This window comes from Pirellulales bacterium, assembly GCA_035939775.1.
In the GTDB taxonomy this organism is placed as follows: Bacteria; Planctomycetota; Planctomycetia; order Pirellulales; family DATAWG01; genus DASZFO01.
Genome location: DASZFO010000257.1, coordinates 25,975 through 52,405, shown reverse-complemented (window position 1 = coordinate 52,405; position 26,431 = coordinate 25,975). Strand labels below are relative to the sequence as shown.

At 60.6% G+C, this 26,431-nt stretch carries 24 protein-coding genes; 9 read left to right on the top strand and 15 right to left on the bottom strand.

Annotation, left to right across the window (positions count from 1 at the left end; all coding sequences use genetic code 11):
- Positions 1–26 precede the first annotated feature (26 nt).
- Together VGY55_16205 and VGY55_16200 are read right to left on the bottom strand one after the other, a co-directional pair.
- On the bottom strand, positions 27–428 hold the full coding sequence (locus tag VGY55_16205; GenBank protein ID HEV2971520.1) for a GlsB/YeaQ/YmgE family stress response membrane protein: 402 nt from the start codon (positions 426–428) through the stop codon (positions 27–29).
- A 490-nt stretch (positions 429–918) separates the two neighbouring features.
- The gene (locus VGY55_16200; GenBank protein ID HEV2971519.1) at positions 919–1,158 is read right to left on the bottom strand and encodes a hypothetical protein; all 240 of its coding nucleotides are present in this window, start codon (positions 1,156–1,158) and stop codon (positions 919–921) included.
- Positions 1,159–1,605: 447 nt separating this feature from the next.
- On the opposite strand from VGY55_16200, the gene VGY55_16195 reads away from it, so the two are divergent.
- Both VGY55_16195 and VGY55_16190 read left to right on the top strand, forming a co-directional pair.
- Positions 1,606–4,656 (top strand): tetratricopeptide repeat protein, encoded by a 3,051-nt coding sequence (locus VGY55_16195; protein HEV2971518.1) that lies wholly within the window; start codon positions 1,606–1,608, stop codon positions 4,654–4,656.
- Between the two features lie 174 nt (positions 4,657–4,830).
- Entirely contained in the window at positions 4,831–5,079 is a 249-nt protein-coding gene (locus tag VGY55_16190; GenBank protein HEV2971517.1) for a hypothetical protein, read from the top strand.
- Between the two features lie 6 nt (positions 5,080–5,085).
- On the opposite strand, the gene VGY55_16185 is transcribed toward VGY55_16190, so the two are convergent.
- The gene (locus tag VGY55_16185) at positions 5,086–8,052 is read right to left on the bottom strand and encodes a hypothetical protein (GenBank protein ID HEV2971516.1); all 2,967 of its coding nucleotides are present in this window, start codon (positions 8,050–8,052) and stop codon (positions 5,086–5,088) included.
- A gap of 812 nt (positions 8,053–8,864) precedes the next feature.
- Between VGY55_16185 and VGY55_16180 the strand changes: the two genes are divergently transcribed.
- Entirely contained in the window at positions 8,865–9,125 is a 261-nt protein-coding gene (locus VGY55_16180; protein HEV2971515.1) for a hypothetical protein, read from the top strand.
- On the top strand, positions 9,122–9,319 hold the full coding sequence (locus VGY55_16175; GenBank protein HEV2971514.1) for a hypothetical protein: 198 nt from the start codon (positions 9,122–9,124) through the stop codon (positions 9,317–9,319). The genes VGY55_16180 and VGY55_16175 overlap by 4 nt, the downstream gene beginning before the upstream one ends.
- 138 nt (positions 9,320–9,457) lie before the next feature.
- On the opposite strand, the gene VGY55_16170 is transcribed toward VGY55_16175, so the two are convergent.
- A complete protein-coding gene (locus VGY55_16170; protein ID HEV2971513.1) occupies positions 9,458–10,804 on the bottom strand; it encodes a DUF1501 domain-containing protein in 1,347 nt (448 codons plus the stop codon).
- Between the two features lie 74 nt (positions 10,805–10,878).
- Positions 10,879–12,585 carry a DUF1549 domain-containing protein gene (locus tag VGY55_16165; protein HEV2971512.1) on the bottom strand — a complete coding sequence of 569 codons (1,707 nt, stop codon included), beginning with the start codon at positions 12,583–12,585 and terminating at the stop codon, positions 10,879–10,881.
- 555 nt (positions 12,586–13,140) lie between these two features.
- Between VGY55_16165 and VGY55_16160 the strand changes: the two genes are divergently transcribed.
- Positions 13,141–14,241, top strand: a complete 1,101-nt coding sequence (locus VGY55_16160) for a GNAT family N-acetyltransferase (GenBank protein ID HEV2971511.1) — start codon at positions 13,141–13,143, stop codon at positions 14,239–14,241.
- A 13-nt stretch (positions 14,242–14,254) separates the two neighbouring features.
- Here the strand turns inward: VGY55_16160 and VGY55_16155 are convergent, their stop codons facing one another.
- The 4 genes from VGY55_16155 to VGY55_16140 form a co-directional block, all read right to left on the bottom strand.
- Positions 14,255–14,506 (bottom strand): hypothetical protein, encoded by a 252-nt coding sequence (locus VGY55_16155; protein HEV2971510.1) that lies wholly within the window; start codon positions 14,504–14,506, stop codon positions 14,255–14,257.
- Positions 14,507–14,779: 273 nt separating this feature from the next.
- Positions 14,780–15,022, bottom strand: coding sequence for a hypothetical protein (locus VGY55_16150; protein ID HEV2971509.1), 243 nt, complete (start codon positions 15,020–15,022; stop codon positions 14,780–14,782).
- Between the two features lie 7 nt (positions 15,023–15,029).
- Positions 15,030–15,260 (bottom strand): hypothetical protein, encoded by a 231-nt coding sequence (locus VGY55_16145; GenBank protein ID HEV2971508.1) that lies wholly within the window; start codon positions 15,258–15,260, stop codon positions 15,030–15,032.
- 426 nt (positions 15,261–15,686) lie between these two features.
- Positions 15,687–16,361: a peptidylprolyl isomerase gene (locus VGY55_16140; protein HEV2971507.1), complete on the bottom strand. Its 675-nt coding sequence runs from the start codon at positions 16,359–16,361 to the stop codon at positions 15,687–15,689.
- A gap of 212 nt (positions 16,362–16,573) precedes the next feature.
- Here VGY55_16140 and VGY55_16135 point away from each other — a divergent pair, with 212 nt between their 5' ends.
- The 4 genes from VGY55_16135 (at position 16,574) to VGY55_16120 (ending at position 20,260) form a co-directional block, all read left to right on the top strand.
- Positions 16,574–17,398 (top strand): ComF family protein, encoded by an 825-nt coding sequence (locus VGY55_16135; protein HEV2971506.1) that lies wholly within the window; start codon positions 16,574–16,576, stop codon positions 17,396–17,398.
- A 41-nt stretch (positions 17,399–17,439) separates the two neighbouring features.
- The gene (locus VGY55_16130; GenBank protein ID HEV2971505.1) at positions 17,440–18,354 is read left to right on the top strand and encodes a DUF502 domain-containing protein; all 915 of its coding nucleotides are present in this window, start codon (positions 17,440–17,442) and stop codon (positions 18,352–18,354) included.
- A 24-nt stretch (positions 18,355–18,378) separates the two neighbouring features.
- Positions 18,379–19,308 carry a hydroxymethylbilane synthase gene (hemC, locus tag VGY55_16125; GenBank protein HEV2971504.1) on the top strand — a complete coding sequence of 310 codons (930 nt, stop codon included), beginning with the start codon at positions 18,379–18,381 and terminating at the stop codon, positions 19,306–19,308.
- A 319-nt stretch (positions 19,309–19,627) separates the two neighbouring features.
- Positions 19,628–20,260, top strand: coding sequence for a response regulator transcription factor (locus VGY55_16120; GenBank protein HEV2971503.1), 633 nt, complete (start codon positions 19,628–19,630; stop codon positions 20,258–20,260).
- Positions 20,261–20,350: 90 nt separating this feature from the next.
- On the opposite strand, the gene VGY55_16115 is transcribed toward VGY55_16120, so the two are convergent.
- From VGY55_16115 to VGY55_16090, 6 genes are all read right to left on the bottom strand, one after another.
- Positions 20,351–22,756: an ABC transporter permease gene (locus VGY55_16115; GenBank protein HEV2971502.1), complete on the bottom strand. Its 2,406-nt coding sequence runs from the start codon at positions 22,754–22,756 to the stop codon at positions 20,351–20,353.
- Positions 22,757–23,218: 462 nt separating this feature from the next.
- On the bottom strand, positions 23,219–24,217 hold the full coding sequence (locus VGY55_16110) for an SUMF1/EgtB/PvdO family nonheme iron enzyme (protein ID HEV2971501.1): 999 nt from the start codon (positions 24,215–24,217) through the stop codon (positions 23,219–23,221).
- Positions 24,218–24,751: 534 nt separating this feature from the next.
- Positions 24,752–24,991: a hypothetical protein gene (locus VGY55_16105; protein HEV2971500.1), complete on the bottom strand. Its 240-nt coding sequence runs from the start codon at positions 24,989–24,991 to the stop codon at positions 24,752–24,754.
- A 62-nt stretch (positions 24,992–25,053) separates the two neighbouring features.
- A complete protein-coding gene (locus tag VGY55_16100; protein HEV2971499.1) occupies positions 25,054–25,278 on the bottom strand; it encodes a YhjD/YihY/BrkB family envelope integrity protein in 225 nt (74 codons plus the stop codon).
- A gap of 15 nt (positions 25,279–25,293) precedes the next feature.
- The gene (locus tag VGY55_16095; protein ID HEV2971498.1) at positions 25,294–25,512 is read right to left on the bottom strand and encodes a hypothetical protein; all 219 of its coding nucleotides are present in this window, start codon (positions 25,510–25,512) and stop codon (positions 25,294–25,296) included.
- Between the two features lie 3 nt (positions 25,513–25,515).
- On the bottom strand, positions 25,516–26,328 hold the full coding sequence (locus tag VGY55_16090) for a hypothetical protein (protein HEV2971497.1): 813 nt from the start codon (positions 26,326–26,328) through the stop codon (positions 25,516–25,518).
- Positions 26,329–26,431 lie beyond the last annotated feature (103 nt).

Here is a 26,431-nt window from a genome sequence, read left to right as displayed (position 1 = left end):
TTGGCGGCATTATCCCGTGCCGAATCCTAGTCGTAAACCATTGGCACGCGGCGGCGATAGGAGCGGCGATATCCGCCATAACGCGCGCCGTAACGGCCGCCAACGCCGTAGCCTTCACCCTGCTCTGTGAAGAAGTAGCCGCCCAGCAAGCGGTGGAAGAAAAGCAGCAGCGCCGCGCCCAGGACGGCGACGACAAAACCGAGCGGGCTGATCGGCGTGATCCGCTGACCGCCGGTGAAATAGCTCAGCACTCCAAGGCCCAAGCAGGTGCCGACGATCCCCATCATCAACGTGGCGATCGGGCCGCCCGGATCGCGCCCCGGCATGATCATCTTGGCGATGATTCCCGCCAGCGTGCCGAAGCCGATCCACACGAGCACCGTGTGCGCCCAGTCGTTAGCGGCTTGGACTAAATCTGCATTGGGCATGGCGCCGACCTCGGATAAAAAAATTCCCTTCGCACAAATCTATGTGCGAAGGGTGTCGTCCCCCCAACGCTTGCCGACAGGATTTACCGCCGGTCCCGCACTAAATCATCGGCGATTTGAATCCAAGCGCCGGCAAGCATTCGACAAAACTTGGTGGTGGACGCCGCCGCTCGTTTCCACGGCCCGGCGACGGCCAGTCCACCTTGAATCATGGGGAACCTACTTCGTTTGAGCCGCGGACTGTTCTTTCATCGTCTTTAGGGCAGCCGCGTCGTCCGATAGCGCGAATTCGGTCGGCTGCTTCGAAGGGAATATTTGAAGCATTTCTTTCGGATAGTACGGCGTCGGGGCGGGGCGACCCTGGAAGTCGAGCTGGCACCCGCTGCCGGCCGAGATCAACAGCCCGCAAGCTATGAGCCAACTTCCCAGCAACGAGCTATGTGGTCGGTTAAATCGCATAGTCCACTCTGCGGCAGTGGGTGATGAATGTTTACTGCGGCGCGCGCTGAGCTTGCTCCTCGGTGTAGAGCTTCTGCGCAGCCGCTTCGCGCGATAGCTTGAATTCAGGCCCCGGCGGGAAATATTGGACATCGTCCTTGAGGTAATACGCGCTCGGAAGCGTCTGACCGCTCGGATCGACCTGGCAGCCCGTGGACGCAGCCACGATCGAGAGACCTATGCCGCAGAGCAAACCTCGCAGCAGGGGAAGCTTCCGTGGGGACGCTTGCATCGACCACCTCCTAAAGTGACGCTCGGCGAAACAGCCATCGGCTCGGTGCAGCGGGACCACATGGCACTACCCGCGTAACCGTTAAAATTGTCAGCATCGTTATCGTCCGCCGCCGGCGGGGGACTTTGGCCGTTTTCGGAAAACTTTGCGGGCGCAACTGCTTTCGAGATAATTCGCTCGATTGGGGCAAAATGGGTATGATGGAGGCGGCTTCGATTTGCGTTCATCTGACGGCACCACTACGATGAAAGGAGTTCGAAGCTGCCGGAATCTGCAACCGGAAAGAGGCACGGAAAGATGAACACCGCGCATCGAACGCTCCCTGCGGCCCCTATCAGCCCTTTTCAGCGAAATTGGCCCAATCTGCGGGCAACTCAAGGCGTTTTATTGGCCTTCGCCCTGGGCGCATCGCTGGGGGCCGCTCCGGCTAGCCCGGGTGGCGCATCCATGCCGCCAATTGGCGGCGCGTCGTCGCGGGCCATCCCATCTCAGGCCTATTTCAACCATTTCGCAGCGCTCTACGATGGCGACTACCAGGCCGCGTTCGAGGGATTCAAATCCGACTTGAGCGGCGCGATCAAAACATCGCAAAGCCGATGGATCGACTCCATCTGCTACTACACGATGATCGGCGAGTGCTATTACCGAATGGGTAAGCTCGACGAAGCTCTCAAGAACTACAACGCCGCGCTGACTCTCTATCTCGCGTTTCCCAATTGGATGCAACAGATCCAATTTCCCGTGGCAATTCAGCCTCGGCCGAATGGCCGCAACGTTCCCTGGGGTCACGCCATGCCCGGCATCAAGCTCGGCAATTTTCCCGGCACGATGCTGATGGCCCAGGGGCAGCTCTACATCGATCAGCAGTTGCAGCAGGGGGGCGTCATCGGCGCGCCGCAGCTCACTCCGATCAACGTGCAAGAGTTGCTGCGTTGCACGGCCCTGGCGATCAAGCACCGCGGCGAAATCATGGGACCGGTTTGCCCCAACGACACGCTCACCGGAGATATCCTCGTCGTCCTTGGTCGCCACCCCGGACCCGCCAACCATTGGTCCGAGGCGTGGGTCGATCTGGAATTGGGGATGGCTTACGCTGCGGCCGGACAAACGGCCCAAGCCGTCCCATATTTGAAACAGTCGCTGGTGATCTCCGGCGAATACGAGCATCCACTGACGGCGATGGGCCTGCTCGAACTTGGCCAAATCGCGCTGGGCGCCGGGGATTTGGAGGCAGCTAACAACTTTTTCGAAGAGGCGAGTTACTCAGCCGTTGAATACAACGACATTGGCACGCTCGAGGAAGCATTTCGCTATGGCCAACAGGCCCATTTGATGTCGCCCGACAAGAAGGGAATCTTCCCGCCATTGAATGCGGCCATTGGCTGGGCGCGACTCAAATATCGCGAGTTATGGGTGTCGCTGCTGCTCTTGACGGCGGAAAACAATGCGCTCCTGGATCAGACACAAGCCGCCGCCACTGCACTCTCAGACGCGAAGCACGAGATTGGCAATCGCACAATGGGCAAAGGCGGCGACATCGCCTCGCGGCTCCATTACCTGGCCTCGCTTGTGAACTTCCGATTGGGCAAGGTTCGCGACGGCGATCAAGAGATTGATCAGGCCATCAACCTCCAGCACGAGGCCTCAAAATGGTTGTTCCAAATCAAGCTCGCCGATTACTATGTCGAAGGACAGGGCGGACCCCATCTTAATTCGCACCGGGCCCTCGATCTCTATGCGCGGTTGCTCGGCGATCCGACGCCAACCGATTGGGCCACGCGCCCGCTCGACTCGCTCGCCGTGATGAGCACGCCGCATTCGGCCGTGTACGAGCATTGGTTTGAGAACACGCTGGATTCAGGCATGGAATTGAGCTTGGAGGTGGCTGACCGCACGCGGCGGCATCGTTTCTACAGCACGTTGCCACTGGGTGGGCGGCTGCTGGCCTTGCGGTGGGTGCTCGAAGCCCCGGTCGACACACTCGACAAACAGTCTCAATTGCAACGGCAGAATCTTTTGGCCCGCTATCCGAAGTACGACGATTTGGCCAAACAAGTGCGCAAATTGCGGGCCGAACTGGGTGCCGCGCCGTTGGTGGCGGAGAATAACGCTGCGCAGCGTAAGCAGGCCGACGCCCTGGCTGAGATCGGCAAACTCAGCTTGCAGCAAGAGCTAATCTTGCGCGAGATCGCGCTGCGCCGCGAGGCCGCCGATTTGGTCTTCCCGCCGATGTACAACACGAAGGACGTGCAGGCGGCGTTGCCCCCGCGGCACCTGATGCTCATTTTTTTTGCCACGGCCAACACCACCCACGCCTGGCTCATTTCAAAGGAGCGCTATGCGGGTTGGAAGATCGATTCGCCGCAGGTCTTGGAACGGCGGTTGGCAAAGTTGTTGACGGCCATGGGGAATTACGATTCCAACCGGGAACTTCAGCAAAGTCAGCTCGGCGAAGATGGTTGGCGGCAGGCGGCCCGCGACGTGACCGAGATGCTGTTTTCCAATTCGAAGGCGAGCGGCACCAAAGTGAATCTTTCCGACAATATCGACGAGCTGATCGTCGTCCCCGATGGAGTGCTCTGGTATCTGCCGTTTGAAAGCTTGCAAGTTTCCACTGCCGGGGCGAACCCGAAGAACAGATCCCGCGACGGCAAAGACCTTGTGCCGCTCATCAGCCGCAGCCGCGTCCGTTATCTGCCGACGATGGGGCTGGCGATGCCCGAGCGGTTGAACCGCAAGTCGACCGAAGAGATCGGCGTCGTGCTCGGAAAGCTGCACGTGCGCGACGATCCGGACATGTCGCAGACCGCGTTCGACGAATTGCACAAGGTCCTTCCGCATGCTTCGGCAATCAAGGGGGTGCTGCCGGCGGCATCGCCGCTGTATGGCTCATTGTTCGATTCGCTCGTCGTATTCGATGACATTTCGGTGGGGAAGAAAGCCGCGTACGACTGGTCGCCGCTGCAGCTCGACCGAGTGGAGGCAGCCGGGTCGCTATCGCAGTGGTTTACTTTGCCTTGGAAGAGTCCCATCCAGATCGTTCTCCCCGGTTTCCACACGCCAGCGGAATCATCGCTAAGATCGGTGAGCAGCGGAACGGCCGGCAGCGAGTTGTTTCTCTCCGTCTGCGGACTCATGTCGACCGGCACGCGGACGATATTGCTCAGCCGCTGGCGAACGGGCGGGCAATCCAGTTATGAACTCGTGCGGCAGTTCATCCAAGAATTGCCGTTCGCCAGCGCGGCCGATGCCTGGCAACGGAGCGTGCAAATGATGATGCTCACTCCGGTGGATTTCGATCGCGAATCGCGGATCAAAAAATCGGCGGATGGGGACGCTATCACCGCCCGTCATCCGTTTTTCTGGTCGGGCTACATGTTGGTCGATACGGGCTGGACGCCTCCCAAGAGCGAAGAGCCTCGCGCCGCCCCACCCGTGATCAATCTGAATGCTAAAGCCGTTCCTCCGCCGGCAGCGGCGCCAGCGACGAAAGAGTAAGCCGCTCGCACTTGCCGCTACAACCGGCAAGATTTGCTCAGGTTGACTCGCCCCAGTTGCCGAGAGTAAGTGACGGCCGCGCGGGCCATTGGGCTCGTCGATGCGATGCGTTTTCTCGCGCATCGTTCGCGGCTTGCCCATCTTACGACCGGATTTGACCGGCAGAGGATCACTATGGCCAAGTATTTCATTGCCGCGCTCTTGGGATTGGCTAGCCTTGCCGGCTGCCGGATGTGCGCATGCCCGTACGACGACTGCTATCCGGTCATCGAGAATAACCACGCCCCTTCGGACGCAATACCCGAGGGAGCTATGCCCGCGCCGACCGACGACGATTACTCCGCCACTGGCGTGCCGGCAGATCGGGCTAGTCATCAGCCGCATCTGGCGACGGGCCCTCGGATGGCGCCTGCGAATCAATAGCTTATTTCACCATCGCACGTCCGCTTGCATCCATTCGTAGGCCCCGAGATCGAAGAGGATGCGGTCTCCCTCGATTGAAAGGCTTCCGCTCGGCTTGCTCTCGAAGTCGGTCCGCTCGGCTGAAGCGGGCGCGCGAAACGAGCGGAGTTGAACGCGGCCACCGCGCCCTTCTGTCTCGAGCACTCGAAAGCGGAAACCGATTACTTTGCCAGCGGATTCGGCGACGTCGCTCGCCCCTTCGCTCTGCTCCTCTAGCAACGGCGCCCAGTGCGTCACCACGGCGTTCTTGGCGTCCAAATGAAATAGCCAGCCATAGCTGACCGGCGTCGGCGGCGAGGCAACTTCCGATTGGACGGCGATTGGCGCAAGCAAGTCAAGCGCGGCCATCCAGGCGTGAGGCACGTCGACGCCGATTCCCAGATGGACCTTCTTCGCCGATTCGCCGCGAACGGTGAGGAGCGTGTCGAGCATCCGTGGGCCAACGCGCTGATGATATGGCAGGCCGCCCGAAAGCAACGCGGTGCGCACCTCGGCCGCATCCACTTCAATGAAGTGCGGCGCCTCGATCCGCTTCGCGCGAGTGAGATGGCTTTCCAAATGAACGCTGCGGCGCAGCTCGGCCGAGCGATCGGCCCAGGCATAGCGGCAGGCGAAGTAGGAGTTCCAAGGATCAGTGGCGAGCGGCTCGGCGGTGTCAAGCTCGATTTCAAGCCCGACCACGCGGCTGCCGAGTGTCACCTGCGCTCGCTGCACAAACCCGGCCAGACGTTTCCCGGCGGCATCGAGCAATTGCCCGCGGCTGGTAATCTCGCCGAAGAGCAGCCCGGCGGAGGTGACTTCAATCGATTCCGCGACCATCCGCGAGGCCGTCGATTCAAAATCGTCCGATGACGGGGAAACGCCGGCCGAATCGGCCGAGCGGTATACAAGCTGCTGCGAGAGCCGGTTTCCGCGGATGCGAAAATCGTGAATTGATTGAATGCCGCCGGTCGTTGGATGAATCGCCACCTCGCAGAATTCGTTGCGCAGCGTATGCCCCGCCGCCAGCGGCTCGCCCGACCAATTCTTCCCCGACTCGCCCCCCGCGGGACCGATCCAGGCAAAGCCCATCGGCGGCAGATCGACGATGACGTGTTTTTTGCCAGCCGCTTCCTCGGCCGCCTTGATCGGCGCCTTGACCGGAGGCAACATAGGCAACTCCGAAACATCGACGAGGACCCGCCTGCCGTAACTCGCGGGATTCACCGCCAGGTAGCTTCGCATGGTCTCGCGCTTTTCGCGCGGCAACGCAGCGGCAAAACTGGCAAGCGCCGCCGACAGCCGCTCGCCCGAATCAGCTCGACCGTTGTCAGCGCTGCCTGCCACCACTTCGGAGGCGTCAGCTTCCGCACTCCGCTCTCCCCTTGCGGGAGAGCGGCCGGGGGTGAGGGGTAAACACTGCTTCAGCGTCTCGCTCGTCACTTTTCCTCGCAGCAATGCCGACAAGGTCGTCAGCGCCGCTGCGGCGTCTGTCGTCGCCAACCGCTTCGCATATCTCACCCAGCGCGAAAGCGGATCACTCCTTCCCGACGCCACCTCCTGCTGCAAATACGGCGTGCGATATTCGTCCGGCGTGAATTTGGAAAACATCCCGGACGAATCGGTGTTGGCGAAGTAGTGATCGAGCGTTACAAACTTGCCGATCACCGGCGCCATCGACATCACGCACCGCAGATCGTCGTAGAACGGGCTGGTTTTCCCAGGCCAATGCGCGAAGCAGACGGTTGCCACCTGGTCATGGTCCATCGCGTGACTGACCTTCTCCGCGAGACTGGTGAAGCTGCTGTGCTGGCCCGCGTCCAGCGGAATCCGCCCCAGGATGTCGATTGCCGAGTTGTCCAACCCTTCCCAGCGGGCTTTGCTGTTGTCGGGCTGCGGGAACCGGCCGTCGTCGAGCGTGACATGCACGGCTCCGCGGAAACCCAGATTGTGCAACACCTGCGGCAAGGCGGGCGTGAGTCCATATCGCCTTCGCGCGAACACTGTCGGTCGTGATCCGAGATGCTTTTCGCATTCCGCCAAGCCGGCTTGGAATTCGGCGAGCATCGCTTCCAGCGGCATGAGCGGCAAGTCGGATTCATCCCATTCGCCGCCGATCACTGCCGCCGTGCCGCGCTCGATCGCTCCGCGCATTGCCGCGAGGCTCGCCGGCTCGCGCTGAGCCATTTCGGCCAAGACGGCCGCGGGCATTAGCAGATTGATCGGCTGATTGGCGGCCAGCTCCTTGCGCAGTGATTCGCCGATCGTCGTCGGCGCGACGAGAGTGAGATCAATGAGCGACATATCGACCGGGTAGTACCGCCCGCGCGACTCGACGAGCGTGTTGCAACATAGGGTCAAGTTTCGGCGGGCGTCCTCGTCCTTGCCGGCCATTGCCGCCGACGCGGCAGTCATCAAGTGCCCTGCAAACGCCCCTTCGTCCAAGTTGCTCGTATATCGCATCCGCCGCACGAGCAATTCGCTGATTAGGACGCAGGTGCCGAGGGCGAGAAAATCGGAGACCAGAGGCCGGAGGTCGGAGGTCGGAGGTCGGAGATCAGCAGTCGTTAGCCCCGTCGCTTGCGACGGGATGGGCGTCGGAGAAGACACTCCGCCGGCCGGCGCGAGCGCGGAGAGTAGCGCCGCCACGATTTCGTCGCGGCGGTGCAGGCCGCGGACCACGCGGCGCCCCTCGCTCTCCACGCGGGCAATGAGATCACCGGCAATCGAGTTTTCGACAACCGGCGGGACGACAATCAACTTGCCCGAGAGACTCTCGGGCGCGAACTCCGCCGTCCGCCAAGTCGGCACCTTGCCCACCGCCGCCAGCAGCGCCGGATGCCACAGCGCCGACCATCCGGCAAGCAAACCCTCGGCATCCTCGTCCTTCAGATCGGTAGGGAAATCCTCCAACCTCTGGCAAGGGAACAGGACGATCAGTTCGTCAAACGTCATGCGGAGAATCTCAGTTGCTTGGGGCAAATCAGTCACTGGCGCGAACGGATTCGATAATTACCCTACGATACCGACCACCACCACCGGAGTCGAGGCGCAGACGGGAGGCGACGGGACGCCGAGGATCCCTATCCCGATCACTACATCGTCACCACGGATCGAGATCACTTTTTCACGACCACCTCTTGTCGGGAAGCCAAGTATCAACGGATAATGAATTCGTAGTCGGTGCCATCATTCCGTCCTATTTCCAAAAGCTCGTCGAATTAGAACGCGATGTCGGACTATTTGGTGTACTGGAAACCGTCGACGGTCGCGGATGATGAGTCCCAGCCAACCATCCCACATTCGGCAAGCAATCAATACGGAAAGCTGACCGGCGGAGACGTTCTATGGATCGTGACTAGCAAAGGTCCGAACGACCTCTTGTTAGTTGGTCGTCAAAAAGTTGACCGAATCGTCGGGCAAATGGAGGCCGAGCGGCGGCTACAAGAGTCGAATCTCTGAGAGGCAGAGCACCACGCGCTTTGCGATAGTCCAGAGGAGAAAGCCAATCTGAACATATCGCGCTGGGCGTTTCAACTTGAGTTCGATGGCACGGTAGGCGAGCTTCCCGATGGCTTCACGGGTCAGAATCTTCACCAAATGCGACGACTGGATTTCAGTTCCGCACGACTTCTTGAGGGATTATGGGCGCGACGGAATGAGGCGGTTGATCCGAGCGCGTAAGAGCTGGTGGGAAAGATAACTCGCGCCGCTAGCTTGGTGATAGAACTAACCACGAGCGTCAGACGTTCACTAGGAGCAATTTCATGTCGTCCAACGTCGAAAGCGAGCTTGCAAGCTTCCATCATTTTGTCGCTCTCAAGCTCTCCGAGAACGATGCTGATCTATCCCCCGAAGATGTGTTGGACCTTTGGCGCGCTGAGCATCCGCTGATGGATGAAGACGACGATGCAATCGCCGCCGTGAAGGAGGCTCTCGCTGGCATGGAGGCCGGCGACCTCGGCAGGCCGTGGGAAGAGTTCGATCGAGAATTTCGCGAGCGGCATGGGCTTGACTCCAAGCCATGAATTTCGAACTCTTGATCCTGCGCCGCGCGGAGAACGACGTGGAGGGCATCTATCGTTGGCTCGCAAAACACTCGCCGGCCGGCGCCGCTCGGTGGCGCGAAACCTACGTTGCCGCGATCAAAGACTTGATCCAAAACCCATTTGGCTTTGGATTCGCGGAAGAAGCCTCGCTGGCTCGTGCTCAGGTGCGGTAGCGAATATTCAAGACTCGTCGTGGAAACAATTACCGGATTCTGTTCATGGTTTCCGGGAATGTAGTGCGAATTCTGCGCGTCCGCGGCCCAGGCCAGCCGCCATTGCGCCGCGCTCAAGTCCGATGATGATACTCGACTCTAGCCCACCAATTCCTTCACCGGCTTGCCGCCGTCGACGACTTTGATCGGGCGGCCGATGGGGCTCATGTTTTCTTTGGTCGCGTCGATCTTGAGGCTCTTGCAGACGGTTTGGAAGAGATCCTGAATCGTCACCGGGTTCGAGGTGACTTCGGTGCCGGCCTTGTCTGTCTCGCCGATCACCTGCCCGCCACGGATTCCGCCGCCGGCCACCACGGCATTAAAGGCCCGCGGGTAGTGGTCGCGGCCGGAGCGGGGATTTATGGTCGGCGTGCGGCCGAATTCACCCATCCACATGATCACCGTCGAATCCAACATGCCCCGTTGCTTGAGATCGGCGATCAATTGGGCGAACGGCTGATCGACTTGTCCGGCGAGTTCCTTGGTCTTGGTGAAATTGTCGGCGTGAGTGTCCCAACCGCCGAGGTCGATCTCGATGAACGTCACGCCCGATTCGATCAACCGCCGCGCGAGCAAGCAGCCGTTGCCAAACTGCGTCTTGCCGTAGGCCTCGCGCATCGAATCCGGCTCTTTGCTCAAGTCGAAGGCCTTCATGCTCGGGCTGAGGATCATCTTGGCGGTCCGCTCGTATTGCTGTTGGTGATCGACTACTTCTTGCGGCGCGGTCGTTGCGAAATCCTGTTCGAGTTGGCCGAGCAAGTCGAGCCGACGGCGATAGCGCTCGACGCTCGTCGTCGGAATCGTGTTGGTAGGCATGGCGGCCGGGTTGGCGATATCGAATGGATCATATTGCACGCCGAGGAATCCGCCGTTCGAGCCGGTCTGAGCGCGGCCGCCGACGCGGACGAACGAGGGCAGATCGCTTTTCGGATCGCCAATCTCATGGGCCACCACGGCGCCGATGCTCGGATACTTGACGCTGGCGCTCGGGATATAGCCAGTGTGCATGAGGAACGTGCCGCGCGGATGGCTCCCTTCCTTGCTCGTCATCGAGCGGATGACGGCGATGTCCTTCATCGATTTGGCCAGGAGCGGGAAGTTCTCGGAAATCTGAACGCCAGAGGCGGCGGTCGAAATGGCTTTTGTCGAGCCGCCGTTGGGATGATCGGGCTTGGGGCTGAATGTTTCGAACTGGCTGGGCCCGCCGGACATCCACAGTAAGATGCAGGCCATTCCCTTCTTTCGCAGATCTTCGGCGTTGGCCGTCATCAGGTCGGTCCAGCCCAGCGTGCCGGCAGCCAGCCCGGCGACTGAAATGCCTCGAAGAAAATCGCGGCGGCCGACCACCTGCGCGCGATTCACGGCCACGCGGACGCAGTGGTGGTAGGAAGGGGCGAGGGGCGAGGGGTGCGGGGCCAGGGAGGGAAGGATTTGTGAGGGGTTCATGGTTTGATCTCGTCGAGGATATTGGATTTTCGATTTTGGAATCGCTGCACGGCGTGCCCTACGAGTCTGCCCGACTATTTGCGGTGCAAGAACTCTGTCGAGTTGACCAATGCCCAGAGGATGTTTTCGAAGGCTTCCGGGCGGCTGGAGGTTTGCTTGACGTGATCCAGGCAGATTTTCATTTCGCTCGGCTTCGGCTCGCGGGCGAGGCAGCGGAGATAGAGTTCGGTTGTTACCGCTTCGTCGTCCTTGGTGTTCGACAACAGCTCGCCCAGGGCCGTGTCGGTGCGCTTGCCGTCGATCGCTCGGGCAAGCTGCGGCGAATTCATCAGCACCAGCGCCTGCGGGATCGAGCCGACCACTTCATCGCGTCGCACGCTCGGATCATAGCCGAACATGGCGTTGAACAGCCCCCGCATGTCGCGCGGCTGATAGCGTTTCGCGCCCCCCTGTCCTCCTTGCTTGGCCACCGGATCGTCCTGCACGCCGATCGCCGACATCAAGGCGGTGAACAGTTCGTCGGCTCGCAGCCGTTGCGGACAATTGGCCACGAAAGGGGTTTCGCCCGGCAAATGCCGCGAGCGGCTGTCGCGCTGATAGGCGGCCGTGTCCATGATCGTGCGGTAGAGCCACTTCACGTCGTAGTCGTGCAGCACGAACTGATTAGCCAGATAATCGAGCGTCTTCGGAGCCGTACACTCGCGGTCCGGACCCATGTCGTCAACCGGCTCGTAGAATCCCTCGCCGACCAACTCCGACCAAATCCGATTCACGAATGCCTTGGCAAACCACGGATCCTGCTTCGCCGTGATCCACTTGGCAATCGTCGCGCGGCGCTCGGCGTCGGGTGTTCCCTCGGGGAGCTTTTGGCCGGTGAGGAAAAACACCGGCTGCATCAAAGTGCCTTTGGAAGATGGGTTCTTCAGATCGGGCATGTAGTGCTCGGGCTCTCCCTGCGGCAGATTTGGGTTCGGTCGTTGAAGCTTTTGCGGCCGATCGACTCCGACGACTGCGAACGATCGCTGCCCTGGCGTGGCAAGATTCACCGGGCGCATGGCCAATCGCGGAAAGAACGCCGCCAGCTCGTGAAACTGAGTGCGCTTCCAGCGGTCGGTCGGATGGTTGTGGCAATTGGCGCACTGGATTTCGATTCCCATGAAGATGCGCGAGACCTCGGCCGTCACCTCGGGGGCCTGTCCGAATTGGGCCGCGATGATCCCAGTGGCCCCGTTCTCACGCACGTCGCCCGTGGCCGTGATAAACGAGCGGGCGATCTGGTCCCAGGGAGTGTTCTTGTTGAACTGTTCGGTGAGATACTGCGTCAGCGCCGGCGAGGCGAGGAGCGACCGATCTTCGCTGCGGCGGTACATGATCACATCGCGCCAATATCGCGCCCAATTCTCGCCGAACTCCGATTTCGCCAGCAGCTTATCGACCATCTTGGACCGCTTGTCGGGAGAGGGATCGAGCACGAAGCTGGTGATTTCGGCCGGCGTCGGCGGCTGGCCGATGAGGTCCATCGACGCGCGATGGAGGAACGTCTCGTCATCGGCCAACTTGGCCGGCTTGGTCGAGGCGGTGTCGGCCGATTTTGAATTCTGGTCGCCGGCAGACTTTGACGCGCTCGATTGCGCGGCCGCCAGATCGGCGCGGAGCAATTGATCGGTTTGAACCGCCGCCTGCTTGGGCGCGACCGAGGCATTCGACTCCACAGCGGCGCCGATGAACGAAACGCCGGCGGCCAATATGATCACGAATCCCAACTGAGTCGTTCGCAACATAAAATGCCCTTCGCTTGGGGATGCAGTTCACTTACTGCGATTGACGCGTGGCCGACGCTGCCAGCGTCGGCAAGCCCGCTGGCGACCGGAACCGTTTCCAATGATCGCCAGTTTATTCAACCCAGCCAACCGCCCGAAGTTTCGCGGAGGGCTCGATACTTGCCCTCGTCAGTAAACTTACCATTCCATCGTGCTCTTTCGCGACGCTCTCGGAATTCTGGCGAATTCCGCTACATTTCGGCGTCATATCGCGCGCGAGAAATTCTGCCGCATGACCCGATCGTCGCGTTGCCAGAACTCGACGACGTTGCATTTTCTCCCCTTCTCGATTCACCGTTTACCATTCGGCAAAGCCTGCCTCTTCGGCGCAAATCGAAGCCATCTAATAGTAAAGCGATCTTCCGGCAGCCACGTCAATAAAAACCCTCCACTCAGGGCATCCGGATTGCGACCGTGGTCTTGCCGGCCCGCGCCGGCCTTCCATCATCGCTATGTCCGCAGGCAACTCGACGGCGAGCGGAGCACGCCAGCTACACTAGAAGAATGCGACCGCCGATGACTCGAGTGACTGAGATCAATAGCCTGGACGACCTGATCCAACATCGGTTGCTCTGGAATTCGCTGCTTCCGCAATCCCGCGGAGCAACATTCTTCCAGTCGTTTGAGTGGCTGGAAACCTATTGGCGGCATCACGGAGACCGGCAGCGCTTAAGAGTGCTAATCGTTTCGGGCGACGATCGACCGATCGGAATTCTTCCGCTGACCGTATTGCCGGAGCGAACGCGGCTGGGAACGGTTCGAGTGCTGACGTATCCGCTCGACGGCTGGGGCACCTTTTTCGGCCCGATCGGACCGAATCCGACCGCCACGCTTTGGGCAGGGCTGCGGCACATTCACGCCACGCCGCGCGATTGGGATCTCGTCGATCTCCGCTGGGTCGATGCCGACGGGATCGACGCCGGCCGCACGGGCAAAGCGATGCGCGCCGCCGGCATGACGACACGCGGCGAACCGCTGGTGCACGCGGCACAGATTCAACTCGAAGGGGATTGGGAGAAATATTGGGCCTGTCGCAAAGGTCGCTGGCGACAGAATGTCACTCGCGCCGAACGGCGGCTGTCGGACTGCGGCGAAGTGACTTACATCCGCTATCGCCCCCAGGGAACTCGTTACGGCGACGGCGATCCGCGATGGGACCTCTACGACTCCTGCGAAGCGATCGCCGGGCAAAGTTGGCAAAGTGCCGCCGCCGACGGCACGACTCTCTCGCACGAATCGGTCCGCGATTATCTTCGTGACGCTCACGCAACGGCCGCCGCCGCGGGCGGACTCGATCTCAATCTGCTCCTGCTCGCGGGCCGCCCCGCCGCCTTCGCTTACAACTACCATTACCGCGGCTCGGTTTACGGGCTGCGCATGGGCTTCGATCCGGCCGTGACCACCGAAGGGAGCGGGAGCGTCCTCCTGCGCCACATGATCGAAGACAGCTTCCGCCGCGGCGATCACTTGATCGACCTCGGCCCCGGCTCGCTCGACGCGAAACGCCACTGGGCAACCCGTATCCAAACGAGCTATCACTACCCGTATTACGCCCCGCTACGACCCAAGGCACAGATGCTGCGAGCCAAGCGATGGCTTGTCGGGAGTCGGGGCTAGTTTCATCGTTCGGTTACGGCAGATTCTTCCTCGCCCGTCTGTTGTTGCGGCTGCGCCGGCCGCGGGATCGAATCGGGAGTGCCATCGCGAAGGTGACGAGCGACATGCGACGAAGCTGCTTTTCAGTCGTGCCGATGTCGCGCGCGAGGTCGGCGAGCGTGACCGAGGGATTCTTGAGGACGGCCTCAATCGCTGAAACGTCGTTTGGTTTCCGCTTGGAGCTGCGGCCAAATTCAGTCTCAAACCGGTAACAAAGGAGTGGCACGGCGATCCGCCAACTTCCCTCGTCCAGGATAAGCGCCGCTCCTTTCTTGGATGTCGTTTTTGCAAGATAAGCTACGAGACGGCGCTCAACGTCAGCGTCGGACCCGCGGAATAGGTTACGGCTTAGCAGTCGGCCCAGTTAGTAACGAACCGAAACCGATTCACCGCCCATCCACGCCGTCTCGGCAAGTAGACGATGCTCTACGGAAGCCGGATCCGCGTCAAAGCTGCGCGCGAGGTTGTCCATCGGCCGAGTGCGTTACGTATTTCAAGATTACGTCAACTGCAGTTCGATCGGCTCTTGTATATCCATATCTGGATCGGACGACAACGGATTGGGAAATGGCAAAGGCTGCCCTAACTCCAACGCGGCCTCGGCGACGTCCCTCAAGGCAATTGCCAAAAGGTGACGCGCATTTTCCAGCGTGTCCGCGCACGTGATCGCTGCGCGAAAATCCAGAACCTGGGCATGCACACCGCCGCTAACGAATTTGTAGCCGGCCTTGTACTGAAGCATGCCTGCGCTACGAAGCCTTCGATGTGCGTCGGTCGATCGTCTCTAGCAGTTCGTCCGCGCGCTTGAGAATCGCGGCGCTCGAATCGCAAGGAGGATAAGCGGCGCTAGCCGGATCGCAGGCTTCGAGATGCCCATTGCAGTGCTGACAGACAACGCGCCGGCCCAGATAGGCCACGCGTATGTACAGACTCCTACCGCAGGTCGGGCATTCCTGAACAAAAAACAAGGGATTAGACATGTCGGTTACCTCCTGCCACCGAATCCCTGCCTGATATCTCCAGCGCGTGATCCTATCAGCTTGATCGCAAGTTGCCAAACAAATTCCGCCCGAATGCCTGAAATCTTCGCGATTATCAAAATGGGGATTTTGCATCAAATGGGTTGTAATTCTCTCGTCGAGCGCGCAACTTAATGCGAGGCAATAGTTTTCGATTAACCACTGGAAACGGAGCGAGCCATCCAAAGGCTGATGGTTCTTAAGTTCCCCCGGCGCCGATTATGACAAATCGTGGTGCGGCAGGTTCGCAGCGAGAGCACATTCTAGACTGACACGACGATCGAGATTTGGCGATCATCGGCTCGAGTGTGGTACCGCGCGAACCGCCCGGCACGGCAGCGTTGGTCGACTTTCAGAAGATGTCGAATGCGGCACTGCGCGCGGCAGTCAGCGGACGACGTGAATCCACTTGACGGCCACCTGCTCGACGGGCGTACTCGAGACTTGCGGTGTGTCGTGGACCGCCGACTTGGCGATCTGCTCGACGATTTCCAAGCCCGCGGTCACTTCGCCGAACACACAATAGCCGTAGCCGTCGGCGGCGTCGCTCTTGTGATCGAGTTGCGGATTGTCGCCTGCATTGAAATAGAACTGGCTCGTCGAGCTATCGATCGAATCCGGGCGGCGGACCATGCCGACCGTGCCGCGGACGTTTTTCAGCCCATTTTGGGCCTCATTTCGGATCGGCAACCCAGCGGGCTTTTCCTTTCGGAAGGTGTCGTATCCACCGCCGAGAATCACTGCCGGCTTGGCCAGCACTTGATGGAAGATCGTGTTGTCGTAGTGTCCTTGCTCGACGTACGTCAAGAAATTGTCGACGCTGATCGGCGCATGCTCGGCGTCGAGGCGGAGCGTAATATCGCCCAGCGAAGTGTGGACGACGGCGACCGGGTGGAGCTTATCTTGCTCGGTCTTGTCGGCCGCCGCGTTCGGCGCGGCTAGTTGCCCGGCGGCGGCGATGCTGGCGGTTGCGGGCGATGCGCCGTCATGCGAACCACAGCCGGCGCCGCCGATCGACGTTAGTAGGGCCACGGAAAAAATGGCGAATTGGGAGCGGCGCATGTCTCAACAAGCCTCCATGCTTGCGGGAGCCGGCTCATGGCGAGCCAACGGAGATGGCAGTTTGCGGTGCGCATGATCCCCTGATTGCCGGTTTTGTGCAATGGCGGTTTGTGAAGTTTGGCGAAACAGCGATTTAGGGCACTCCGGGCTGAAATCGAATACCATATTCTGGCGGTTTCTCGTAAGGTCGATCACCAAGTGAAATTCCGAAGATGCGCAACCAAGGCAATTCCGGTCCGTCAATAGCATCCTTCGCGCGGCGCGTGCGCCGAATCCGCATAAGCGCGGCGCGATGGTTGCGGCGCGCCGCGCAAACCGGAGCGGAACTGGTTTACCCGCCACGATGCGCATTTTGCCAAGAGGAAACATTGGGGCCGGCGGACGGCATTTTGCTCTGTTCAACCTGCCGCAGGTCATTGTCGGCCAGCGCGCATGCCGCCTGCCCGCGATGCGCAACCTCGATCGAAGGAAAGGCCATGTTTACGGCAAGCACGTGCCCCCGCTGCCGAGAGGCGGATTGGAAGTTCGGCGCGGCAGTTCGCTTGGGTCCGTATCGCGATGAACTCCGCGAGGCGATCCTGCGAATGAAGCGGCCGAACGGCGAGCCGTTGGCCGCGGCCATCGGAAAGTTGCTGGCGGAGTCGCGCCACGACGAACTTGCCGCATGGCGTCCGGAGGTGGCGATCCCCATTCCGATGCACTGGCGGCGCCGGCTAAGTCGCGGGGCGAACAGTCCGGATTTGCTGGCTGCCGCGATCGCCAAACGCCTTGGCGTCCCCGCCGCGGGAGCGTTGGCGCGTCGGCGGCTTACCCGACCCCAGAATGAATTGCCGCCGGAAGATCGAAGGGAGAACATTCGCGGCGCGTTTCGGATCAAGTCGAGCTGGGATTTCAGCGGCGCGCGGGTCCTGCTCGTCGACGACGTGATGACGACGGGCGCGACCGCGAACGAGGCCGCCGGCATTTTGCGTCGCGGCGGCGCCGACGACGTGGCGATCGTCGTCGTTGCCCGAGCGGAGGCGCGAGACTTTAGTTGAAGCTGCATCCACGTCGCAACCGCGGCGCTTGTCAGCGATCGGTGAATCGGAAAGACTACAGGGATATGGCCAGCGCCCCATTACAACCCGTGCCGGTGGTTCCAGCGCGGTCGCGATCGTTCCGCGGGGCCGTTTTTCGCGGCTTAGCCCTCATCTTGCCGCCGATTCTCACGATTGTGATCTTCCTGTGGGTATTTGGCACGGTGCAGCTTTATGTATTGAAGCCCGTGACCGATGCCGCCCGCGAGGCCCTAGTCTGGTGGGCTTGGGATGTCCGCGAACAACCGGGAGACCGGGAAGCGAAACCGACGCTCCTATTCGACGGCCGAGCCTACGTTCGCCTCGAAAGCGGCCAGTACATTCCGGCCGCGATCGCGGATGATTTGCGGGCCGGCCTGGCTGGCAGGTCGCTTCCCAACGCTCGATCTGCGTTCGAGGACTACGTGAATCTGCGGTATCTCCGGCCGGTGGTCGTGGTGCCAGTGTTCCTGCTGCTGTTCGTGTTGGTGCTGTATGTCCTCGGCCGGCTGTTCGCCGCGGGCGTCGGCGGATTCATCGGATCGATCGCCCGCAGACTTCCCGTGGTTCGCAGCGTCTATGCGTCGGTCAAGAAGGTGACGGATTTTGCATTCGTCGAAAGTGAAGTCGAGTTCAAACGGGTGGTGGCAATTGAATATCCGCGGGCCGGCATTTGGACTGTGGGATTGGTTACGGGCGAAGGGATGCGCGACATTGCCGGTGCGGCCCGCGAGCCGTGCCTCACGGTCGCGGTGCCCGGTTCACCGGTTCCGTTTACAGGGAACGTCGTCACCGTGCCCAAGACCGCGGCGCACGACTTGAATCTGACCATTGATGAAGCGCTGCAATTCTTCATTTCCTGCGGCGTCGTCGTGCCGGCGCGGGAATTGCGCGAAAAAACCTCTCGACGCGAGCCGGGGCCGAAGAGCGCTACCTAATCGCGACGAGCAGATTCCAAACCCATGTCCTTCGCTGCTCCAATTCGCATCGGCACTCGGGCCAGCCCGCTAGCGCGGTGGCAGGCGCAATGGGTGGCCGATCAATTAGTCGAGCGAGGCCACGCCGTCGAGCTGGTGCCGATCACCACGCGCGGCGACGTCGAGCAACAGAGCCCGATCGGCGATATCGGCACTTCCGGAGTCTTTACCAAAGAGCTGCAACGGGCCCTAAATGACGGACGGATCGACGTCGCAGTCCACAGCCTCAAGGATTTGCCAACAGACGATGTCGCCGGTCTGGCGCTTGCCGCGGTGCCGCCGCGCGAATCGCCGCGGGATGCGCTCATTTGTCGCGAAGGAAAACCACTCGACGCTCTTCTGGCTGGCGCCAGGATCGGAACCGGCAGCCTGCGCCGGCAAGCCCAGTTGCGTTATTTACGCTCCGATCTGCAAATGGATCCAATCCGCGGGAATGTCGAAACACGGCTGCGGAAACTCGCCGCGGGAGAGTGCGACGCGATCGTCTTGGCCGAAGCCGGGCTTAAGCGGCTCGGATTTGATTCGAGAATCACTCAGTTCCTCGAGCCGCCTCTCTTCCTGCCCGCCGTCGGTCAGGGAGCGCTCGGATTAGAGGTTCGCGTGGACTCGCGGCGCCGACCAGCCGTCGCAGTGCTCGATGATCCGTTGTCGCGCGCGGCGGTCGTGGCCGAGCGTGCGTTTTTAGCGGAGCTTGACGGGGGCTGTCTTGCGCCAATCGGTGCCTGGGGACGGATCGACTTGGGTGGACGACTGAAACTCGACGGCGTCGTCCTAAGCCCGGACGGCAGTGTGCGTTTGATCGGCAGCGTAAGCGGGAGCACTGACCAGGCAGCATTGCTGGGTGTTCGGTTGGCTGGCGAATTGCTGGTCCAGGGAGCGAGCAATCTCGTGAATCAAGCACGTGGCACGCCATGACCGGGCCAAAGTCCGCCGCGAATCCGCGAAATGATAATTCGGATCTTTCGGGGCCTATTCAAGGTCCCCCTCTTCATCTTATGATGGGGGTGTGAGGGGCGCGCTCCCTCACACGGAACGGTAAATCTATGTGCCTGACAACGACGCGTTAAATGGCGCATCGGCACGGGCCCCTCAAGTTGGGGTCGCTTGTCTCCGCCCGCATTCGGAACGTGCGTGCGGCGTGTTCGTCGTGGTGTTGTTCATTTTAGAGGTCACGGCTCGGGGGCGCCGAGGCGGTTCTTGTCCGTCGTTCTGGTTTTTTTGAGAGGAGCTTTTCATGAGCATCAAGGTTTTGGTCGCCGACGACCATGAGGTGGTCCGCCACGGATTGGCGAGCCTTTTGAGCGGTTCCGATATTAAGATCGTGGCCGAAGCAAAGGACGGCAAAGAAGCGGTCCAGATGGCCCGCAAACATCGGCCCCACGTGGTTCTGCTGGATATCCGGATGCCGCAAACCGATGGATTAGAAGCTTTGGAACAATTGCGGACCGAACTGCCCGAGGCCAAGGTGGTCGTACTTTCGACGTACGACAATCCGACCTACGTGGCTCGCGCGGTCGCATTGGGAGCCAGCGACTATGTGCTGAAGGGTTCGAGCCGCGCGGATTTGATCACGGCCATCACTGCGGCCGCGAAGGGCGAGTCTCCTTCGCGAGTCGGCGAGATGCGCCGCGTCTCGACCGCGATGGCCACCCGGCAGCAAACGGGCGATTCGGATGTGCCGCTCACCAATCGCGAGACGCAGGTCCTGCGTCACATGGCGCTTGGCTTGAGCAACAAGGAGATCGGCCGTTCGCTCTCCATTAGCATCGAGACGGTGAAGGAGCACGTGCAGAATATCTTGCGAAAGATCGCCGTCAGCGATCGCACCCAAGCTGCCGTATGGGCGGTTCGGAAAGGAATGGTCTAGAGTTGGGCAGGAACAGCTCGGTCCGCAAGGATTCGCACGAACGAAGTTAAACCGGCCATGTGGCAGCTAATGCCGCATGGCCGGTCTTTTTCATTCGTAGCGCAGGGCTTCAATCGGATCCAGGCGCGACGCCTTCCAGGCAGGATAGAATCCGAACAGGATGCCGACTCCGGCGGAAACGAGCGCTGCCACGACGATCACAGGGATCGACGCGGCCGTGGGCCAGTGCTCGATCGAGCGGACGAGGATCGACGCGCCGCGGCCGAACAGGATGCCGATCGCGCCGCCGAGCAGGCACAGCAGCACCGCCTCGACGAGGAATTGACGCAGGATGTGGTGGCTGCGGGCGCCGACCGCCATCCGCAGGCCGATCTCGCGGGTCCGCTCGGTCACCGAGACGAGCATGATGTTCATGATTCCCACCCCGCCTACGACCAGTGAAATCGCCGCAACGACGAGCAGTAAGACGCCCATCAGTTCGGAGGAGCGCGACATTGTCTTGCTCACTTCCGTCATGTCGCGGATGTCGAAATCGTTTCCGCGATCGAACGGGAGATGATGCCGCTCACGCAACAAGCCCGAGATTTGATCGATCGCTTCCTGAATCTCCTCGGGACCGACCGCCTTGGCGATCATCATATCGAGGTTGATCTGGCGGGCGGATTGCGGCGCGTCGTCCGTTTGGATCGGCGATGGGACATCGTAGAGCGTCACGCCGCCGGGATAGAGGCTATTCAGGCTATTGATGGCCGTCAGCGAATTTTGTTGAGCGGTCGCTTGCGCGGCGGTGCTTCCCGCGCCGTTGCCGTTGAGCCGGAATTTCACAGTCGTCCACGGGGCCAGCAAAACATCGTCCTGATCGGAGCCCATCATGTTGGCCCCTTTACTGCTCAGCACGCCAACCACTCGAAACGGGACGTTCTGAATGCGAAGTTCCTTGCCGACAGGCGATTCGTCGAGAAACAACTCCCGCGCCAGCGTCGTGCCGATCACGCAGACTTTGCTGGCGTCATGCACGTCGCGGTCGGTGAACATGTCGCCCTCCTCCATCTCGTTCCAATCGCGCACGCTGAGATAGGAGGGCGACGTTCCGCTCATGTTCTTGGGCACCCAATTGTGATTGCCGTATACGACCTGGCCGTGGGTCCAAACCATCGGGGCGACGTCAACCACCGCCGGACATTGATGAAGGATCTCTTCCATGTCCGCCGGCTTGAGCGTCTGGGAGCTGCCGCTGCCGAAATTGACGCTGCCACTCATGATGGCCCCGGGCAAGACGATCAAATTGTTCGCTCCCATGCTGGCGATGGTCTTTTGAATTGCGATCCTTGAACCTTCGCCAATTTCGGTCATGGCGATTACGGCCGCCACTCCGATGATCACGCCGAGCGCCGTCAAGGCCGATCGCATTTTATTGGCCCGCAACGCACCGAGCGCCGTCCGAAGCGTGTTTGGAAGCAGAGTCGGCGCCAGAGAACGATGGGCACGCGGTTCGACGTCGCCATACCAGGAGCTGGTGGAATGGGCGGCCGCCGTCGGTCGCGTTTGCGTTCGTGGGCGGGAATGTTCGGCAATGGCAGTTCCGACGGTGCGAGGCAGTGGTTCGATCATTCCCTCGCCCTTTGGGAGAGGGCTAGGGTGAGGGTGCCGGATCAGCGTCAACTCGCCCTCGCCCCGAACGTCTCCGAGGGAGAGCGGGAGAACGGTGGCAGCCGAGCCGGCCCCGTTGCCGTTGTGAATATGCGGTGGTGGAATGGTCGGTCCGTCCGAAAGAAACTCGGCCACGCCGTGTGCATCATGGGCAGCGCGTGAGTGCGATTCGTCCCCGGCAATCAGCCCATCGACGATACGGATCGTCCGATGGGCGAACGCCGCCACCTTCGGATCGTGCGTGACGAGGATCACCGTGATCCCTTCCTCGTTCAATCGCTGAAACATCCGCAGAATCTCGACGCTGGTGTGGGAATCGAGGTTGCCGGTCGGCTCGTCGGCCAGCAACAGCGAAGGGCGGCCAATCAACGACCGGGCAATGGCCACGCGCTGCTGCTGCCCGCCGGATAGTTGCGACGGCTCGTGGTCGCTACGGTTGTCCAGGCCAACTCGGTCGAGGAGCAGGTGGGCCAGTCGCCGCGCTTCGGCGCGGTGGGGACGCTTTGGAGAGTAGTCCAAGGGCATCACGACGTTTTGCGCGGCCGTCGTTCGCGGAAGCAAGTTGAAGCTCTGGAAAACGAAGCCCAGTTTCGCGGTCCGCACCAGGGCCCGGTCGTTCGGTCCCAGCCGGCTCATTTCCTGGCCGTCGAGCCAATACCGCCCGGAACTCGGCCGGTCGAGGCAGCCGAGAATGTTCATCAGCGTGGTCTTGCCCGAGCCGGAAGCGCCCATCAGTGCGACCATCTCGCCGCGAGCTATAGAGAGGGAAACTCCCTTGAGGACGCGAACGTCGATTTCGCCCAATTGATACGTCTTGGTAATCTCTTCGAGGCGAATCAGTTCCATGTTCGACTCCGTCGGTCCATTTCTTTCCGCGAGAAAGTGAGAGCGCGAAGCAATCGGCATTTAGTGCCTCTCCGAAAACCGCCGGGGACTGTCCCCCTTTTGCGCAGGCACCATCGCCGCGATGGTCGGCGGAGCAAAACAGGGACTGTCCCCTTTGCCCGGGCGGTTTTCGGATTGGCATTTGGCAAGGCTGTCGGCCGCGGCGAAATCCAACTCGGGCCCGGTCGCAATTTGGAACCGGTCGAAAGCCGCTCGTCCGAGATTATTACGGAGAGCGACGAGAGGAAGGTCGGGCGGGTATGGGCTGGGGTGGGATCAGCGTGGCGTGCGTTTGAACCGACGCCATTTTACCATAAATCGCGATGAATACAATCGGATTCCGTCTTGTCAGAGCGCCGCTCGGGTAGCGCGTCAAGACGAACTCATTCCAAAACACGCTAAAGCGTGCTGGCAGCGCATAAGTCAATCGTAACCACTTGCCGGCCATGCCGCGCATGGAGACAGGATATTCGTTCGGCTTACCCGACAGAGCAAGAATCCTAAAGCGCCCATGAGCAACAAGACAACGCTACCTGGCTCAGGGACACTCGCAGCGCGGCTTGCGACGCGGAATCCGACGAGACCGGTCTCAGTCGTCGGATCGAAGCCGAGAAAGTAGCGATCATAGGAAGGCGCGTTGTCCAAGATGTCGGACGGCAAATAGAAGAACGACCCGCCACGCACACCACGCGACGAACCCGTCACCACCGCTTCGTTCCATTGAGAGACGTCGCCCCCTTCATCGAATGTACCGTAGGATCCCGGCGAACCGGCGAACGCGCCCACCGGGGTTAGATAGTTCGTCGGATCGGTGTATCCACCCTGGTAGAAGTTCGCGTTGTTTGTGCCGGTCGCGGAAAGCATGTTGCTCGGCGCGCTGTTGCTCCGCTCCGGGTAGAGCCAGTAGCCGGCGTTTGTGCCACCTCCCTTGTAATATGCAGTCTTGTACCATTCATCCTCAGTGGGAATGACCCAGGTAGCGCCTGGATTGCGCGTGACGGCCATCAACGCGGCAGTCGAGGTCGCGCCATTCAGTGTGTAGGCGCCGGTCTCGGTGGTGCCCGGTCCTTCCACTCCGGTTGGCTGCCCATTTTGCAGCCAATTGGCGAATCGAGCCGAATTGCCCCAATTGACAAAGTTCACAGGAAAGGTTTCATGGCCGGCAACGACGGAATACGTATAGCTTCCGGAATTCCCGCTCTGGATGATTCCGGCACCGGTTATATTGGGGGAATTGCTAGCCATGAACGAATTGTAGAGCCCATAGGGGTCGGCTGCCGCCACTGCGTTGAGAAATGCGGCATATTGGCTGGCTGTGATGTCGTACTTGCCGATCGAGTACGGGTAGCTGACCGAGCCGTAACCGGTCGAATCGGCCGCGTTGCCCGGATCGCCGACGGGAACCATCGCGATGTTAATCATGCCGGCCTGGGACGACCCGCCCGCAATCGTGCCGGCAGCGAAAAGAATGCAAAACGAGAGAGATTTAACAGTGGTGCGTCGGCTCAATAGAGTGCTCCTCGGCAGCGGGATTGTAGCGCAGAATTAGACCGGCACGTCGCGGGAGAAGCGCCACGTCGCCATGCCTCCGATGCTAGTCCAAATCCTAGTCGAATGCAACCAATTCGCATGGAATAGCCGAACTCCGCGGAACCACTAATCCCCACGAGAATCCGGCAGCAACCAAACGCTATGGTTGCCCACGTCGATCGGTTCGCCAAACCGTCAAGACGTAAACCACCCGGTCGCTTTCGGAAACTTCAAAGTCGATTCCCAACGGAGGCGCAAAAAGGACGCGGACGTTTTCAGAACGCGATTCACCGCGCAGATGCGCGTCGGAACTAAGGGCGGTGTCGAGAAAGTCGGCGGCCGCAGTGACGGCATTTCGATCCTCCGCGGCCAACCAGATCACGGTCAGGCGACGCTCGGCGAAGGGTGTCCATACGACCGTGTACTTCATGACACTCGAAGATCCTTGAGTATCTCCGATAGCGGGCGGCCAGTCCGTTGCTTGCGAAACTCTTCAATCTCCCGGTCGGAATAGGGGGAAGCGATCTTTTCGCCCGTCGACCGATCCGCTTGCATCGCAGGGTGGAAAAAGCCCAGCGTGCGGCCCGATTCGTCGCACACTTCGAGCACGTCGTCGAGGTTATGCAACTGTGCCTGGATCGCGGCGCTGACAATGACTCGCGTCATGAGTATAGACCTGGAGAACTCCCTGATTGAGAAACACTAACCCTATTTTACTCCACGGACCTTCAAGGCGAAACACGAATTTGGGCCGTCGAGGGCGCGGGGTCATCACCGGAATTCCCGCCGACCTGCACGAACTCGGCACCGAAGAGCAGGACCACGCTCGCGTAATAGAACCAGAGCATCAGCACGATGAATGAGCCGATGACGCCGTAGGCCGTGTAGCTCTTGCCGACGATCAAGAGTGCGAGCAATTGCCGGCCGATTTCCCAGGCGACCCCTGCCACCAGCCCGCCGCCGATGGCTTAGAGCCAGGGGACATGTTTTTTCGGCAGCACGCGACAGAGCAGCGTGAACATCAGGGCGTTCAAGAAGGCGCTTGCCGCGATCTGCAAGAAGTGGAACAGCAGAGTGCCCATCGGCAATTGTTCGGCGTAACGGCTGATTCCGGCAACGACCATGTTGAAGATAAACGCTACCAGCACGATGACTCCGGCCTTTTCCAACCCCGGATGATCTATCACCCCTCATGAAGAGCCTCTCTTCCGCCGGCGCTGCCGGGCCGCGAGTTTTTTTAACACTGCGATTCCCTTGGCCTCGAGATGTTCGAAGTCTGGTCGGGCCTTGATGGGGGCCATCACCGCGCCCGGCTCTGATCCGAGCGCATCGCCAAAGGCTCCGGCAACTCTGGCGATGATGGCATCCCAGTCTCGCAAGGACCGCAGCAGCCGATCGACGTTGCGATGCTTCGCGTAGCGCGAGTCGTCCCGAATCCGCACTTTCACGCCGGTCGCATCGATCTGGTCGAGCAGTTCGATCAGCGCCAAATGGGCCTTGAGGAAATTCGCCTCGCCGCCGAGCTTGGGATTGCCGGCGTATTGCGTCTTGCAGAACGAATGCCACGAATAATAACCGCGGCGCCGCGTGGGGAATTCGATCGGATCGCCTTGCCCGATAAGGCGCCGGCGATCTTTGCCGCTGTCGTCCCGTTCGATGATGTCTTCCCGATGCACGACGACCGGCGGATGACTCGCCAGGCCGATCGCAGCCGTTTCCGCCCCCTTGACGTACACATTGAAAAACAACGCGTGGAGCGCCGGCACGTCAACGAGTTCATGCTCTCCATCCGCGCGCTCGCGAGAGAGATACAAACCACCGCGGCGAAACGAGTGCTCATACGGGAGAAACTCCATTTTGCCGTCCGGAGGATCCTGCTCGAAGATCTCCGAGACTTCATCGAACGGTAACTTGAGCGCCAGGGAACGGAATTTCGCGATCAGGCGACGTGCCGACGGCAAGTCGCTCTTGGTTTTCCACTCGTAATAGACCGTTAATCCCATAGCGATCGCCGACGTTAGGCGGTACTCCAAAAAACATGCCCACGCCAATAATGACTCGGGCGAGCGTCCGCTGTCAATTCGGTTGAACACCATCAAGCCGGCA